Consider the following 15,510-nt stretch of genomic DNA (forward strand, 5'->3'; position numbering starts at 1 on the left):
CAAATTACCTGACTATTTGCGAAATCCACTACTTCATGCTGGGACAGCATGATAATAGAATTGTACCTATCCCTTTCATACCAAGCGTTAAGGCTTATTTAGCATGTCCGAAACTTGAGTTACTAATGCATAAATGGATCCGGTCCTGGAACTGGCGAATATCAATTTGCTTCGTGTTCGTTAGGAAATGATTTGACGGGCTGCCGTACTAGTTAGTCACGACATTAGTTATCGACGGTAAATCGTATCGGCTGAATTTCCTTTTTAAACCCCAGATTCGCAAATGTGAAAGAATCTTCAAAGAATGAACAGCTTAGGAGAAAAAATAAAGTATGTGCTAAAGCGTTAACACGCCGGGGGACTAGCCCTTATCCCCGCTAATCCAAAATATTTAAACGCTCTGTTGTAAGGAGGAAACTAAAAGAATAAAATTTCCAGGCAGAACCCCTAAGCGTCCTGCCTCTTTTCATTTTTCATCTCATAATAGTCCTCCAATAAATAAGCAATCCCTTTGCAATGTGGATGGTTGCGAATATTTTCGATTAATCCTTTCACAATCGCGGGGCTTAAGGAAGGTGTGATAAGCTCTTGCTTGAGCAGGAGTAAGGACTCCTTCTCAAGCGAATCTTCCATTTCGTCCATTTTTTGCTCCATGCTTTCGAGTAACTGGTCCTTGGTCACCTCCTGATTCTTCCCGTACTTAATCAAAGGGATATAATCCTGTGAAATGAAGGGGATCGTCATATACTTTGCCAACAAATTTGTTTTTTCCACAAGTGATCGTGAAAGTAAATCGAAATCTATCTCAACATTTTCGTATAAAAATAGCTCCGCATACATTCCCATAAAGCTTTTAATACAGAAAATGAGGTCGTATTTCGTATCTTTGATCCTATCCCCGTACACTCTCTCAACCAACGACAAGATCGCTTTTTCATGTAATTTGTTGTATTGATGCATTTTCACAATGAGCTCTTCGTTGACTGTTTGCATCTGTTCTTGCATGAAGAGTTTGGCAAAATCCTTGTGTTTATGAAAGAAAGTATAAGTCGTATAGTAAAATTCATATAGAAGTTTATCATCATCTGAGTCCTTGACCAAGTAGTCAATATCTGAAGTGATTTGCATCATAAAATGGTCAATTAATGTTAAAATCAATTCATCTTTGGATTTAAAAGAAAGGTAAAAAGCGCCTTTAGAGATTCCGCAACGATCTGTGATTTGTTGAACGGATGTAGCTCTAAATCCTTGCTCTGCAAAAAGTTCTAATGCTTTTTCCATAATCAATTGTTTTTTGAGCATTCGATTATTTCTCCTCTATCTTTATTGTTGACAAGTGACTAATTAGTCATTATTATAGGTAAATAGGTTAGAAAAGTCAATTGGAGGTAGGTATAGTAGTGAAGGGGTTAGTTAATTTTGTCATAAAGAATAAATTAGCTGTTTGGTTATTAACGATCATCATCGTTGTCTTTGGACTATATTCAGGATCCAGGATGAAGACAGAAACGATTCCGGATATTTCGATTCCTTACTTAATGGTTATGGACGTTTATCCAGGGGCCACTCCTGAAAAAGTAATGGAAGAAGTATCCATGCCGTTAGAGAAGAAGATAGAAAACCTGAAAAATGTAAAAGCAGTTTATTCCAATTCCTATTCTAACATGTCTAGTATTCAGGTGGAATACGATTATGGAATTGATATGGATGAAGCGAATCGGGAATTGAGATCGGCCTTGGACGATGTCACATTGCCAGATGGGGCACAGGCTCCGGAAATAACGGCGATTAACATGAATATGATGCCAGTTGTCGCATTAAGTGTTAGTAGTACAGAGGAAGATATTGTGGAATTAACCTCCACGGTTGAAGAAATCATTCTTCCAAAAATTGAGAAACTGGATGGTGTTGCTTCAGCCTCGATCGCAGGTCAGCATGTCGAAGAAGTCGATTTGACGTATGATGATAAAAAAATGGCTGAACTGGATTTAACAGAAGATAAAGTTAAAGAAATGATTCAGGCAAGTGATATGGCTGTTTCATTAGGATTATATGAGTTTGAAGAAGGGGAGCAAGCTGTTGCGGTAGACGGAAAATTCATGACTGTAGATGAACTAAAAAACATGTTGATTCCCGTCACTCCTTCAGAAAAGAATCCATCACCATTTGTGAAGCTTAGTGATATCGCAAAGGTAGAGTTAGTTGGGAAAGTGGAGTCTGTTTCACGGACAAATGGCGAGGATGCCATTGCCATTCAAGTGATAAAAGGGCAAGATGCTAATACGGTCGATGTTGTGAACAGTGTGAAGAAATTAATTAAAGATGAAGAGAAAAATATCGAGGGACTTACGATTAATGTTTCCCTTGACCAAGGAAAGCCGATAGAAGATTCCGTTGCAACGATGATCGAGAAGGCCTTATTTGGTGGTTTGATTGCGATCCTAATCATTCTTCTCTTTCTACGTGACTTTAAATCTACGATTATTTCAATCGTATCGATTCCAGTCTCTATCTTCATGGCTCTATTACTCTTGCACTGGATGGATATTACGTTAAACCTTATGACATTAGGGGCAATTACAGTTGCAATCGGTCGGGTGATCGATGACTCGATTGTCGTTGTTGAAAATATATACAGGCGGCTCCATTTAAAAGAAGAGAAATTAACAGGGCGAGCCCTTATTAGAGAAGCAACAATTGAGATGTTCAAACCAATTTTGTCGTCCACTCTCGTAACCGTGGCTGTTTTCGCTCCGCTGATTTTTGTGGGTGGAATGGTTGGCGAATTATTCGTGCCATTTGCGTTAACAATGACATTTGCACTCGGGGCTTCATTACTAGTGGCGATCACAATCGTACCGGCTTTATCTCACTTCTTATTTAGAAAAAAATTATATGGTAAGAAGAAGTCAAAGAGTCATCATAAAGAAGTTGGGAAACTAGCAAGTTGGTACAAGGGCATCCTTGATTGGACCCTTAATCATAAAGCCATTACTTCCATCATTTCCATTGCACTATTAATTGGTAGTTTGACATTAACGCCTCTCATTGGATTTAGTTTCTTGGGCAGTGAGGAAGAAAAAGTGATGTATCTAACTTATACACCTGCAACAGGTGAGTTGAAAGAAGATACATTAAAGAATGTGGAAAAAGTGGAACAAGAGTTATTAAAACGGGATGATATTGATACCTTGCAGCTATCTGTCACGGACAGTGACAGTGGTGACTCCATGTCCGCTCTGATGGGCGGTGGGTCTAGTGGTGCGTTAATGTACCTTATCTTTGATCCAGATATGAAGGATTTCCCAGAAGTTCGCAAGGAAATCGAAAACTATGTGTTTGACATTGGCCAGTCAGGTGAATGGAAGAGCCAAGATTTCTCCTCCATGGGAATGTCAACAAATGAGATTAGTTACTCACTTTACAGTGAAAATCTAGATAAACTAAATGATTCTGTAAAAATGCTCGAAGATGTGATGAAAAAAAATGATGGCCTAGAAGATGTTTCTTCCAGTGCAGAAGATGCCTATGTCGAATACACCTTCAAAGTCGAGCAAGACGAATTATTACAATATGGCTTAACAGCTGGCCAACTTGTGATGATGTTAAATCCCACGAAACAAGAAGAGGTTTTAACAACCATTGAAAAAGATGGACATGACATGAAAGTCATTGTTCAGCAAGAACAATCTGAACAGCCAAAATCGATTGATGATATGCTTGATACCCCTGTACAGACAGCTCTTGGGACAACGATGCCGCTTTCTGATCTTGTCAAGGTAGAAGAAGGCACAACCCAAAATACCCTTGCACGGAGTAAGGGAGAATACTATGCAACGGTTTCAGGTACAATCCTTGGTGATGATATTTCCAAGGCTACATCTGAAGTCGATAAAGCGATAGATGACTTAGATCTACCAAAAGGTGTGACAATTGATGTTGGTGGTGTAGCGGCAGATATGACTGAAACCTTTACACAACTAGGTGTAGCGATGCTTGCGGCGATTGCGATTGTCTACTTCATCCTTGTTGTTACCTTCGGTGAAGGGGTCGCACCATTCTCGATTCTATTCTCATTACCATTTGCGGTGATTGGTTCCTTTGTTGGATTATTTATTGCGGGTGAAACGATTTCCGTATCCGTGATGATGGGACTGCTAATGCTCATTGGAATTGTCGTCACTAATGCGATTGTGCTGGTCGATCGGATTGTACGGATGGAACATGGTGGTATGGGCATGCGCGAAGCGATCTTAGAAGCGGGCGCCACACGTCTACGGCCAATCCTGATGACGGCTATCGCGACAATTGGAGCGTTAATTCCATTAGCCATTGGTGCAGAAGGCGGCGGTGGTCTCATTTCAAAAGGCTTAGCCATTTCCGTTATTGGTGGTCTAGCAAGCTCCACCTTATTAACCTTGATCATTGTACCAATCGTGTATGAGATCTTATCGAAGATGTTTAAGAAAAACCGGAAAGAAGTAGTAGAAAACTAATAGAAACAGCCCTGCTGGTCAATCCTGCGGGGCTGTTTCTTTTTGTTTGCGGGTGGCCAATAGAATGATAGGAAAGGCGGATTCCAAAGACTGATAAAGCGATCAAACCAAGGCCCTTAAATGGAAAAAATCCTCCATGTAAAACGTACGTTTCTATTATCAACCTTCTATGCTAAAATGAAATGAAGAAAAACGAATGGGTGATCACATGACACAAATCATTAAAATAGCTGTCAGGACGCTTGTAGAATATGCTTTTCGAAGTGGGAGCATTGAAACGGGATTCCGTACCGCTTCCTCTTTGCATGAAGGCACAAAAATTCACCAAAAGATCCAAAAAACCTATCGGGAAACAGATCAAAAGGAAGTGTATTTAAAAACGGAAGTTCCGCTAAATGATCTCACTTTTCAGATTGATGGGCGTTGTGATGGTTTGTTGATGGATGAGGATGGGGTGATCACCATCGATGAAATTAAATCCACCTCGATGCCATTGGAGCAAATCACAGAGGGAACCTATCCTGTTCACTGGGCACAGGCAATTCTGTACGCCTATATTTACGCAAAAGATCATGATAGATCTGAAATAAATATTCAACTTACCTATGTTCAGGTACGGACAGAAGAAGAAAAGAGATTTCAACGGGTTATGACAAGGGAAGACCTGGAAGCTTTTGTCCTAGATGTCGTATCTCGCTATGCTTCCTTTGCTCGTTTAAGGATGGAGCTTCAGAAAAAAAGGAATGAAAGCACAAAGGCTTTGACCTTTCCCTTTGACCATTATCGTCAAGGTCAGCGCAAGCTTGCAGGTTCTGTTTATAAAACCATTCAAGAAAAAAAGACCCTCTTTGCGAAAGCCTCCACGGGGATTGGCAAGACGATCTCAACAATTTTTCCAGCGGTGAAGGCGATTGGGGAGGGGCATGTGGAGCGAATTTTTTACCTAACAGCCAAGACGATTACCCGTACGGCTGCTGAGGAAGCTTTTCGGCTTTTACAGGAAAAAGGGTTAGAATTAGTGGTTGTAACGATTACGGCGAAGGAAAAGATTTGTTTTCAGGAAAAAGTGAAGTGTGACAAAGCGGAATGTCCATTTGCAGATGGCTTCTATGATCGCATTAATGGGGCCGTATCGGATATATTGGGGCATGAAAAGATGCTCACAAGGCCCGTGATTGAGCAATATGCACGTAAACATAGGATCTGTCCCTTTGAGTTTTCCCTTGATTTGGCGTATGCGGCAGATGCCGTGATCTGTGATTATAATTATATGTTTGATCCAAGGGTTTCTTTGCAGCGGCTTTTTGAGGAAGAGAAGAAAAAGACGGTTTTATTAATTGATGAAGCTCATAATCTAGTAGATCGAGCAAGGGAAATGTATTCAGCTACTGTCGTCAAATCCCATTTTCTTGAGTTGTATCGAATGTATAAAGGGGAAAACAACGGGATTGCGAAGACGGCCAAAAAAGTAAATGATCATTTGCTGGAAAAAAAGAAGCAAAATCAAATGCTAGAGAAGAAATTGGATGAAAAGCTTGTACAGGCAGTGGAAGCTTTTGCTTTTAAGGCTGAGGAAGAATTAGTCCGTGGCGAAGAGGCAGAGGAGCTTTTATTGGAGGCGTATTTTGAGGCCCAGGCCTTTGTCAAGATCGCGCGCCTGTATGATCAACGATTTACAAGTTATTTGATCGTAAATGGAAATGAGGTTGAACTGAAGCTATTTTGCTTAGATCCATCTGCACAGTTGGAACAAATGGGGAAAGGTTTCCGTTCCAAAATTTTCTTTTCCGCCACTTTGACTCCTGCCGGTTACTATATGAATTTGCTTGGTGGGAAAGAAGATGATTATGTGCTTTCTATTCCTTCACCATTTGATCGGGAGCATGTGGAAGTCATGATTCAGCCATTATCCACGAGGTATCGTGATCGGGATCGTACACTGGAACCGATAGTGCAGTTTATTATCGATATTTTACAAAAAAAGGCAGGAAACTTTCTCGTGTTTTTCCCATCGTACCAATATATGCGTACGGTATATGAGCGTTTTATTACGATGGCACCAGATGTTAGGACGATTGTACAAGATGTGGGCATGACAGAGGAACAGCGTGAGGGCTTTTTAGAAGCCTTCGGAGAAAATGGGAACCCAGTAGACCGGCTGGTAGGCTTTGCGGTCCTTGGAGGGATTTTTTCTGAAGGGATTGATTTAAAAGGAGAACGTCTGCAAGGTGTGATCATTGTTGGAGTTGGTTTGCCACAGATTGGCTTGGAACGCAATATTATTAAGGATTATTTCCAATCGATTGGTCATAATGGGTATGATTACTCGTATGTTTATCCTGGAATGAATAAGGTATTACAAGCAGGTGGTCGGTTAATTCGGACGGAATCGGATCAAGGCATCATCGCTCTTATTGATGATCGTTTCTTGCAGCCAAAATACCAAGCGCTGCTCCCCTTTGAATGGCAACATTTTAAGGTAGTGAGGTTGCAACCATATGATGTAAAGTTGTCATAATTCGACAAAATTTGGGGCGTGCCAGGCACCTTGATCTGGTAGGGAGGGGAAAATTTGAATATTGAATTAAACCGGAAAAAGATCATAGAAATGTGCGGGACTGTCTCCTTCAAAAGAGGGAAGGCTTATTATGATACGAATAAAGTAACCATTGAAAGAGACGATTCTATACGCTGTGAAGCGATCGTTACAGGAGCAGAAGACTTTTATGTGACGATAGAGAAGGGTGAGAGTGGTGAGATCCGTACGAAATGTAGCTGCCCACCCCTGCCTTCTTTCAAACATGATTGTCAGCATATTGCGGCAGTGTTAGTGGCGATTTATGAGCAGCAACGTAATGGGACAGCCCCCCTTACCCAAAATCAAGCTCTTACAGAAGGCTTGTTTCACTTATTCCATCATAAGGAAAAACAATCGAGTAGGTCTCAGCTTCATTTTGAGAACAGGCAAATATTGGATGTTGAGTTTCTCTGTAGGCCTATCATCATTGGTGGCAGACAAAGCATGTTTGGCATAGAAGCTAGAGTGGGTACGACGAAAGTGCACAATATCCGGGTTTTTTTGGAGCAAGTAAAGATGGGAAATCCGAGCTCACTTTCTCCTTCTTTCACCTATCATCCAGAGCGACACTGCTTTCGAGAGGAAACAGATGCCGTCATTCAACAGCTTATCCGAGTGACCCAAGACGAAAAGGTGTATGTTGATACACTACCAAACAAAACGGATTGGACATTCAGCAACGATATTTTACTCATCCCGCCATCTTCCTGGGAACGCCTTATACCCTTACTATCCAGTGCCCCATTGGTGAAATTGGAGTATGATGGCAATACATTTGACAGTTTTTCTCTATCGAGCGAGCCACTCCCTTTACAATTCGATCTTTCGGGAACGACGGCCGGGGACTACGAACTCAAGATTAAAGGTTTAGATCAAATGATGTTGTTAAATGCTTATCGAACGGCTTTATCTGAAGGAAGGGTTGTCCTGCTGGAAAGGAGGGAGAGTGAACGTCTTTCAGAGCTAAACCAGATGCTTGGATTTTCTCGTTCCAATCGGATTCTGATTCCACATAGGCAAATCAGTGATTTTTTTGAAAAAATTGTGCCTGGTTTGAAAAGGTTGGGAGAGGTCCATATTTCCGGAGAACGACCGCAGACACCACTAGTCGCCAAGCTATACCTAGATCGTGTCAAAAATCGTCTTTTGGCTGGATTAGAATTTCATTATGAAGGTGTTGTTATTCATCCATTGGAAAAGGAATTAGAGAGAGGTCCAGTGCTAATCAGAGATGTGGAAAAGGAGGAGGCGATCCTTCAACTCATGGAGGAAAGCTCCTTTGCCCAAACTGAGGGCGGCTATTTTTTGCATAATGAAGAATTGGAGTATGAATTTTTATATCATAAGCTTCCAAAATTAGAAAAACTTGTGCAAGTATATGCCACTACGGCTGTAAGGAGTCGGATTATCAAGAAGAATCCCCCTCCGCGGATTAAAGTAGGCTTCAAAAAGAACCGGACGGATTGGTTGGAATTCAAATTTGAAATAGATGGCATTCCCGAAAGGCAGATCCGTGAAGTTTTAGCGGCACTTGAAGAGAAACGCAAGTATTATCGTTTACACAGTGGGGCCCTTCTTTCCCTTGAAACGAGAGAGTTTGAAGAGATCCAACGTTTCCTTCATGCGGCACCGATTCAAGATGAAGATCTGGAGAGTGGCTTGAATGTACCTGTTGTCCGTGGCTTTCAGCTTATGGATTCGACAGATGATCCGGATGTATTCAAGCTAGAGGAATCCTTCCGCCAGTTTCTAAGAAAGATCCAAGACCCGAATCAATTGTACTTCGAAGTACCGAAAACGTTAGAGCTGGTATTGCATGGGTACCAGAAACACGGTTACAGATGGATGAAGGCTCTTGCCCATTTCGGCTTTGGTGGGATTCTTGCCGATGATATGGGGCTCGGGAAAACCTTGCAAAGTATCGCGTTTATTTTATCGGAACTGACTGATATTCGTAAAAGAAAGCTACCTATTCTCATCGTTTGCCCATCCTCTCTCACCTATAACTGGATGAACGAATTCAGTAAATTTGCGTCGGATCTCAAAGTAACGGTCATAGATGGTCATAAAGTGAAACGAATCGCTTTACAGAAGGATGTGGCGCATAACGATGTGGTGATTACGTCCTACCCATTGTTGCGCACAGATATCAAGTGGTACGAAAAACAAGCTTTCCATACGGTGTTTTTCGATGAGGCACAGGCATTTAAAAATCCGTTCACCCAAACCGCAAAGGCGGTGAATAAGGTTCAAGCAGAGCATTATTTCGCCTTGACTGGTACACCGATTGAAAATTCATTAGAGGAATTATGGTCCATTTTCCATGTTGTTTTTCCCGAATTATTTCAAGGATTAAAGGAATACAGTAATCTTTCGAGGAAAAAGATTATCCGTCGGATTCGTCCGTTTTTACTCCGGAGGACGAAAGTGGAGGTGCTCGCGGAATTACCTGTGAAAACAACATCACAGGAATCGGTGGAGCTGCTTCCAGATCAAAAAAAGCTTTATGCTGCCTATTTGGCCAAATTAAGACACGATACATTAAAACACTTGGATAAAGATACGCTCCAAAAAAACCGAATTAGAATTCTTGCTGGTTTGACACGCCTACGGCAAATTTGTTGTCACCCGGTCTTGTTTGTGGACGGCTATAAAGGGAGTTCAGCTAAGTTTGAACAACTGTTTCGACTTTTAGAGGAAGCAAGGCTTTCTGGAAGAAGAGTATTGATTTTCTCACAGTTTACAAAGATGCTTCAATTAATCGGGGGAGAATTAGTGAAGCAAGGACAGTCGTATTTCTATCTTGATGGACAAACTCCGTCAGAAGAACGAGTGGACAGATGCCAACGATTTAATGCGGGGGAACGTCATATTTTCCTTATTTCTTTAAAAGCGGGCGGGACAGGCCTCAACCTAACGGGTGCCGATACAGTCATCCTCTACGACACTTGGTGGAACCCGGCAGTTGAGGAACAAGCAGCAGACCGTGTCCACAGAATTGGTCAGACAAAAGCTGTTCAAGTGATCAAGCTAGTCGCACGTGGCACAATTGAGGAAAAAATGAATGAACTACAAGAGAAAAAGAGACATCTTATAGATGAAGTGATTGATGCAAAAAAGAATTTTACAACTTTGCTTACAGAAGAGGATATTCGGGAAATTTTAGCGATTCAGAAGGGGAATGAAGATGTGGAATCAGAGATGCCAGAGCCCAAAAAAATTCTGGCTTCAATATTAGCTAGTCATGATAATAGTAAGAAACTTCCTCATTTTCAAGACCAGATAAAAAAACTCATCAATGTTGAAAAAGAGGAAATACACTACTACACACCTAATGAAGTTGCCAAGAAGCTAGGGTTAAGTGATCAAACCATTCGACGTATGTGCGAAAGAGGAAGCTTTGAAGGAGCTTATAAAACGGAGGGTGGACATTGGAAAATTCCGGAGGATATCTTCATTACAACCAGAGAGCAAGATGAAATAGCGGAAGAGGTTCTTAAACAGATTGATAGAAAAAATAGTGTAACGGGGGATGTCGATGAGTTTGATCTTTGATACTAATAATCCCCGAAGGTCTTTATCGATACAACCGTATTGGAGCCATCCGTTTTGTGAACCTAAGAATCCCCCACTTTGAGCAAACCACAGGTTGCTATGTGGGGGATTTTTTACAATGCTTCTTTAATGACCTTTTTGTAGTAAAGAACAGAAAGCATTCCGAAAATCGAGTATAAGCCGGTATAGATCACCATGACAATCAACATCGGGGTCCACAACTCTGACCCAAAGAAGAACCATCCGGATTGGACAGCGAAATAGCTATGGGAAAGACCAACGATTAAAGGAATGCCGAAATTAAAGAATTGTTTTGTTTGAATCCCTCTTAATAAATCTCCCCGAGTAAAACCAAGTTTCCGCAATATCGTATAGTTGGGTTTTTCATCTTCACTTTCATCCATTTGCTTAAAATAAAGAATACAACCAGAAGTAATCAAAAAGGTTAATCCCAAGAAACCAACGATAAACATCATTAGTCCCATGTTCTGTTTCTGATTGATGCTTAATTGAAGTTGAGAAAAGTTTGGAGCGTTCTCGCTAAGACTCAAGCTTTGAAATATTTCATTGGCCTCTTCCACTTTGGATTCATCCTCCAGATCAATTCCGATAAACAGGGAGGATTCCTGCTGGATAACTGGGTTCAGATCGTTTTTTAGACGTTGAAAAATTGTATCATCGACAATCGCAGTAGGCAGACCACCATTCGTAAAATTATAGGGAATGATAAATTTCTTTTCTAACCCGATATATTTTTGCGGAATCGTTTCTTTCTGTCCGATCCATTCAATTTTGCCTGAAGCTTTAAGGGACATCATTTTATTCAAGGCATCACTATACCCTGTAAAGAGGGTTTCGTCCTTCTTTAAATTTAACCCCTGGACGGCTTTATCGCTAACAACTGGAAGGGTCATCGTATTCGAATCAAAGTTTAACTCTAACTTTGTATTCAATATTTGCTCTACATTCACATCTACTTGAATAACATCAATCCTTGTTTCACGGTAGTCTATTTTTCTCGCCTTTAAAGCTTCTTTAAATTGCTCTGCATCTGCGGTTGTTGTTAGCGAAAAATGAGCCGGTACATTATCTTTCGCCCCTTTTTCCGCAGAATAGTAGGAGATATAACTTAAAGATAATAGGCCGATGGCAAGCGCTGATACGGTTGTGATAATGGTTAATAAAAAGGCATTTGATTTCATCCGAAACATAATCGAGGAAAGCGATAAAACTTCATTTATATTTAAGTATCCACCTTTCTTTTTTCGGATGATGTTCGTGATAAATGTAACTGATCCTTTATAAAAAAGATAGGTTCCGATGATGACAGATCCCAGAATGAAAATCATCGCTAAAAAAAGTTCCTTCAAGTTTGAAAAGTCTCCATCAAATAACTTTGATGAAATATAATAGCCCGAAAGGATGAAAATGATCCCCATTGCTCCGAAAATGATTTCAAATAGACTTACTTTTTTCACTCTAGCTTCTGCCGAGGATATCACCCTAAATAACGACAAAATCGTTTGCCTTTTGATAAACACATAGTTCATTAACATAATGAAAAGATAAATCACGGCAAATACAATAAGTGTTTGGATAAGTGCCTCTGTAGAAAATTGGAGAGTAGTGCTTGTCTCAATCCCCATTATTTTTAATAAAATCATCATGATTAATTTTGAACTGGAAAATCCAATAAAGATTCCGAAAAGTAAGGAACCAAAATAAAGAATAAAGTTTTCAACACTTAAGAGACGGAATATTTTATTTCTTGTCATTCCAATTAGCTGAAATAAGCCGATTTCTTTGCTACGGCGTTTCACAAAAAGCTTATTCGCATATAAAAGGAAAATGGCGACAATGGAAACAAGAAGGACGGATGCAGCCTTAATCGCAGCTGCCCCTTTTATAGACCCTTTTGTTTCATCCATAGATGGATCATATTGCAGTGTGACAAAGGCGAAATAAAGTGCGACACTAAAAATAAGAGCAAACACATAGAGATAATAGTTTTTTATATTTTTCTTCAGATTGCGGAGGATAAGTTGATTAATGCTCATTTTGCACCCCGCTTAATACAGCCTGCGTCTTCATAATGTCGTTAAAAAAGGCCTGTCTTGATTGGTCGCCTTTATTTAATTGTGAATAGATTTGCCCATCTTTTATAAAAACCACTCTGCTACAGAAACTTGCGGCAGTTGGGTCGTGAGTGACCATAATGATAGTAGCTTTTCTTTTCTGATTCAATTCACTCAGCTTGTTTAACAAATCAGAAGCTGATTTTGAATCAAGTGCACCTGTTGGTTCGTCAGCAAAAATGATACTTGGTTGATGAATAAAAGACCTAGCGGCAGAAGTCCGCTGTTTTTGCCCGCCTGATATTTCATTTGGATACTTGTCTTTTATATCATAAATCCCCAGTTCTGTAGCCACTTCTTTGAACTTTTGATTCGCCTCTTTTTTCGCCACCTTGGTAATCGATAATGGCAACAAAATATTTTCTTTCACTGTTAAAGTATCCAATAAGTTGTATTCCTGAAAAATGAAACCCAAATGATTCTTCCGAAATGCAGCCAATTGCTTTTCTTTCATGCTTGTCATGTCTTTTCCATCAATTTTGATCATCCCGGTGCTCACTTTATCAATAGAGGAAAGGACATTCAACAAGGTTGTTTTCCCGGAACCAGATGCACCCATAATGCCGACAAATTCCCCTTCTTCTGCACTAATATCGATGCCCTTCAAAACTTCTTGTTTATTTAATTTATTGCCATAGTTTTTATATATTTTTGCTGCTTCTAATATCTTCAATTTGATACTCTCCTTTCATCCATACTTCTATTATAAAGACCCTTCCTTCTCTTATCCTTTGATTGAGCGAACAAATGATAAAGGCATGTGACGTTTTTGTCACATGCCTGCAATATAATGAAAATCATTTCTTTTTGGAAAGGTTAAGGTAAAAGTTGTGCCTATTGCCGTTTTCGAATTCACGTGGATATCGATCAATAGCGGTTGAGCTGCTTTTTTGGCCAAGTACAACCCCATGCCTGTTGCCGCATTTTCTTGCTTCTCGGACGTAGTCGTAAAGCCTTTATCAAATATCCTCGGAAGATCTTTTGAGGCAATTCCACGTCCGAAATCCGTAATCTCTAGGTTTGTTTGCTCATTTTGCTGATAGGTTTTGATCATAATATCCGAGGATTGACTGTATTTAATGGCATTTGTTAACAACTGTCTGATAATGAAAGATAACCATTTGCTATCACTAAGCACTTCTGTGACCTCTAAGTCCACATTAAACCCAATTCCTTTCTGCATACACCAAGACTGTAAGGATTTAATCTCTGCAAAAATAATTGATTTTACATCTGCTTTTTCAATATGCAGATCATTTTCAATAAAGGAGATCCTCCTTTGATGAAGTTGCTGGTCCAAAAGTAAATGAATTCGCAGCCACTCATGCGTCAATTGAGCTTTCATTTTATTATCCCCCAAACGGTCAATGATCAAATGCATGGCAGTTAACGGTGTTTTCACTTCATGGATCCAAGATAACAGATCATCTTTTTCCTGCTCTACGATCATCGAGTTTTGGGAAGCTTGCTTTTTGAGTCGTTCGGTTTGGTCAATTATATTTTCTTCCACAATTTTCTCAAAGGGACTTTCGGCAGATGCTATATTCGTTAGGTCGAGGTCTTTTTCCCATTCTTCCAGACTTTTATAAAACTTTGTTTCTTTATAGTAACGGATCATGACAAAAACGATAAAAATCAGGCAAGATAAAAAGACGATATAAAGGATGGGTGTGAATGGAATGGTTGGATCAATATAGGCAATGAAAAGTGCGAGTCCTTGTACAAAAAGGAAGAGCAAAATCCAACTGCATCTTTCGATGAAAAATTTCCTAATCATGATGATAATCCTCTTCTATAGCGATATAGCCTTGTCCAACTTTTGTTTCTATATAGGGGCCCAAACCAAGCTGATCTAGTTTTTTCCTTAACCGATTTACATTTACGGTTAAGGTATTATCACTTACGAAGCGTTCATCATCCCACAGACTCTGAATTAATTTCTCACGACTAACGATCTTATTTTTTTGCGTAATTAATAATTTCAATATAAAAATTTCGTTTTTCGTTAATTCAACTGCTCCTGCCTGATTTTTGACGGTATTTTTTTCAAAATCAATCGTTGCTCCGTTCCATATCTTAAATGCAGTTTCTTCCGAATTATAGTTGTAGATACGACGAAGAACAGCTTGAATTTTAGCTATAAGTACATCAAAATGAAAGGGCTTTTGGATATAGTCATCCGCTCCTAGTTGCATGGACATCACGATATCCGTCGGATGATCACGCGATGATAAAAATATAATAGGCACCTTCGAGTAGGATCGGATCATGCGGCACCAATGGAACCCATCAAATTTCGGTAATTGGATATCAATGATCACTAAATCCGGTTTTAAGGTTGTAAATTCCTGCATGACATGATTAAAATCAGTAACCCCATAGACGTCATAAGACCATTGAGATAATCTGTCTTTGATTTCACGAAAGAGCGTTGCATCATCTTCAATCAGTAGGATTTTAAACAATGAATTCACCACACATTTTTATATTTATTATAAATTGTATAGAAAGTCGTTCCTTTTTGTCTATTAAACAGAGCTTGATTAACAATGAACCCCTCAATTATTAACGTGGTGATCCAAATATATCTTTATTCAAATTTTCTTCCACTAAAATCTTATTAGGTCTATCTATAATGATCTGGGGAAAAACTCCATTTACAAATAAAAATCCATCATACTAAATTTTTACAGCAAACATAAAATTTGTTCACTTGTTCAAAAAAACGATCATAGTAAGATTGTTA

Annotated in this window: 8 protein-coding genes; 3 read left to right on the forward strand and 5 right to left on the reverse strand. The window is 39.7% G+C overall.

Annotated elements, in window-relative coordinates; translation table 11 throughout:
• Positions 1-447: 447 nt before the first annotated feature.
• Complete coding sequence (locus tag MUB24_RS16780; protein WP_244706099.1) at positions 448-1,302, reverse strand: TetR/AcrR family transcriptional regulator; 855 nt, start codon at positions 1,300-1,302, stop codon at positions 448-450.
• Positions 1,303-1,400: 98 nt separating this feature from the next.
• On the opposite strand from MUB24_RS16780, the gene MUB24_RS16785 reads away from it, so the two are divergent.
• From MUB24_RS16785 to MUB24_RS16795, 3 genes are all read left to right on the forward strand, one after another.
• On the forward strand, positions 1,401-4,496 hold the full coding sequence (locus tag MUB24_RS16785) for an efflux RND transporter permease subunit (protein WP_244706101.1): 3,096 nt from the start codon (positions 1,401-1,403) through the stop codon (positions 4,494-4,496).
• 208 nt (positions 4,497-4,704) lie between these two features.
• Positions 4,705-7,014 (forward strand): ATP-dependent DNA helicase, encoded by a 2,310-nt coding sequence (locus MUB24_RS16790; RefSeq protein ID WP_244706168.1) that lies wholly within the window; start codon positions 4,705-4,707, stop codon positions 7,012-7,014.
• Positions 7,015-7,068: 54 nt separating this feature from the next.
• Positions 7,069-10,629, forward strand: coding sequence for an SNF2 helicase associated domain-containing protein (locus MUB24_RS16795; protein WP_244706103.1), 3,561 nt, complete (start codon positions 7,069-7,071; stop codon positions 10,627-10,629).
• A 113-nt stretch (positions 10,630-10,742) separates the two neighbouring features.
• Here the strand turns inward: MUB24_RS16795 and MUB24_RS16800 are convergent, their stop codons facing one another.
• The 4 genes from MUB24_RS16800 to MUB24_RS16815 form a co-directional block, all read right to left on the reverse strand.
• A complete protein-coding gene (locus MUB24_RS16800) occupies positions 10,743-12,686 on the reverse strand; it encodes an ABC transporter permease (protein WP_244706105.1) in 1,944 nt (647 codons plus the stop codon).
• Positions 12,676-13,437, reverse strand: coding sequence for an ABC transporter ATP-binding protein (locus MUB24_RS16805; protein ID WP_244706107.1), 762 nt, complete (start codon positions 13,435-13,437; stop codon positions 12,676-12,678). Before MUB24_RS16805 ends, MUB24_RS16800 begins: the two co-directional genes overlap by 11 nt.
• Positions 13,438-13,536: 99 nt before the next feature.
• The gene (locus MUB24_RS16810) at positions 13,537-14,541 is read right to left on the reverse strand and encodes a sensor histidine kinase (RefSeq protein WP_244706109.1); all 1,005 of its coding nucleotides are present in this window, start codon (positions 14,539-14,541) and stop codon (positions 13,537-13,539) included.
• Positions 14,534-15,229: a response regulator transcription factor gene (locus MUB24_RS16815; protein ID WP_244706111.1), complete on the reverse strand. Its 696-nt coding sequence runs from the start codon at positions 15,227-15,229 to the stop codon at positions 14,534-14,536. Before MUB24_RS16815 ends, MUB24_RS16810 begins: the two co-directional genes overlap by 8 nt.
• Positions 15,230-15,510: the final 281 nt, after the last annotated feature.

This window comes from Lederbergia sp. NSJ-179 (genome assembly GCF_022867885.1).
In the GTDB taxonomy this organism is placed as follows: Bacteria; Bacillota; Bacilli; order Bacillales; family Bacillaceae_C; genus Lederbergia.

What these genes read in the sequence shown, in the direction of transcription:
- MUB24_RS16780 (WP_244706099.1), bottom strand. Translation starts at nt 1,302, where the DNA reads ATGCTCAAAAAACAATTGATTATGGAAAAAGCATTAGAACTTTTTGCA.
- MUB24_RS16810 (WP_244706109.1), bottom strand. Translation starts at nt 14,541, where the DNA reads ATGATTAGGAAATTTTTCATCGAAAGATGCAGTTGGATTTTGCTCTTC.
- MUB24_RS16790 (WP_244706168.1), top strand. Translation starts at nt 4,705, where the DNA reads ATGACACAAATCATTAAAATAGCTGTCAGGACGCTTGTAGAATATGCT.
- MUB24_RS16800 (WP_244706105.1), bottom strand. Translation starts at nt 12,686, where the DNA reads ATGAGCATTAATCAACTTATCCTCCGCAATCTGAAGAAAAATATAAAA.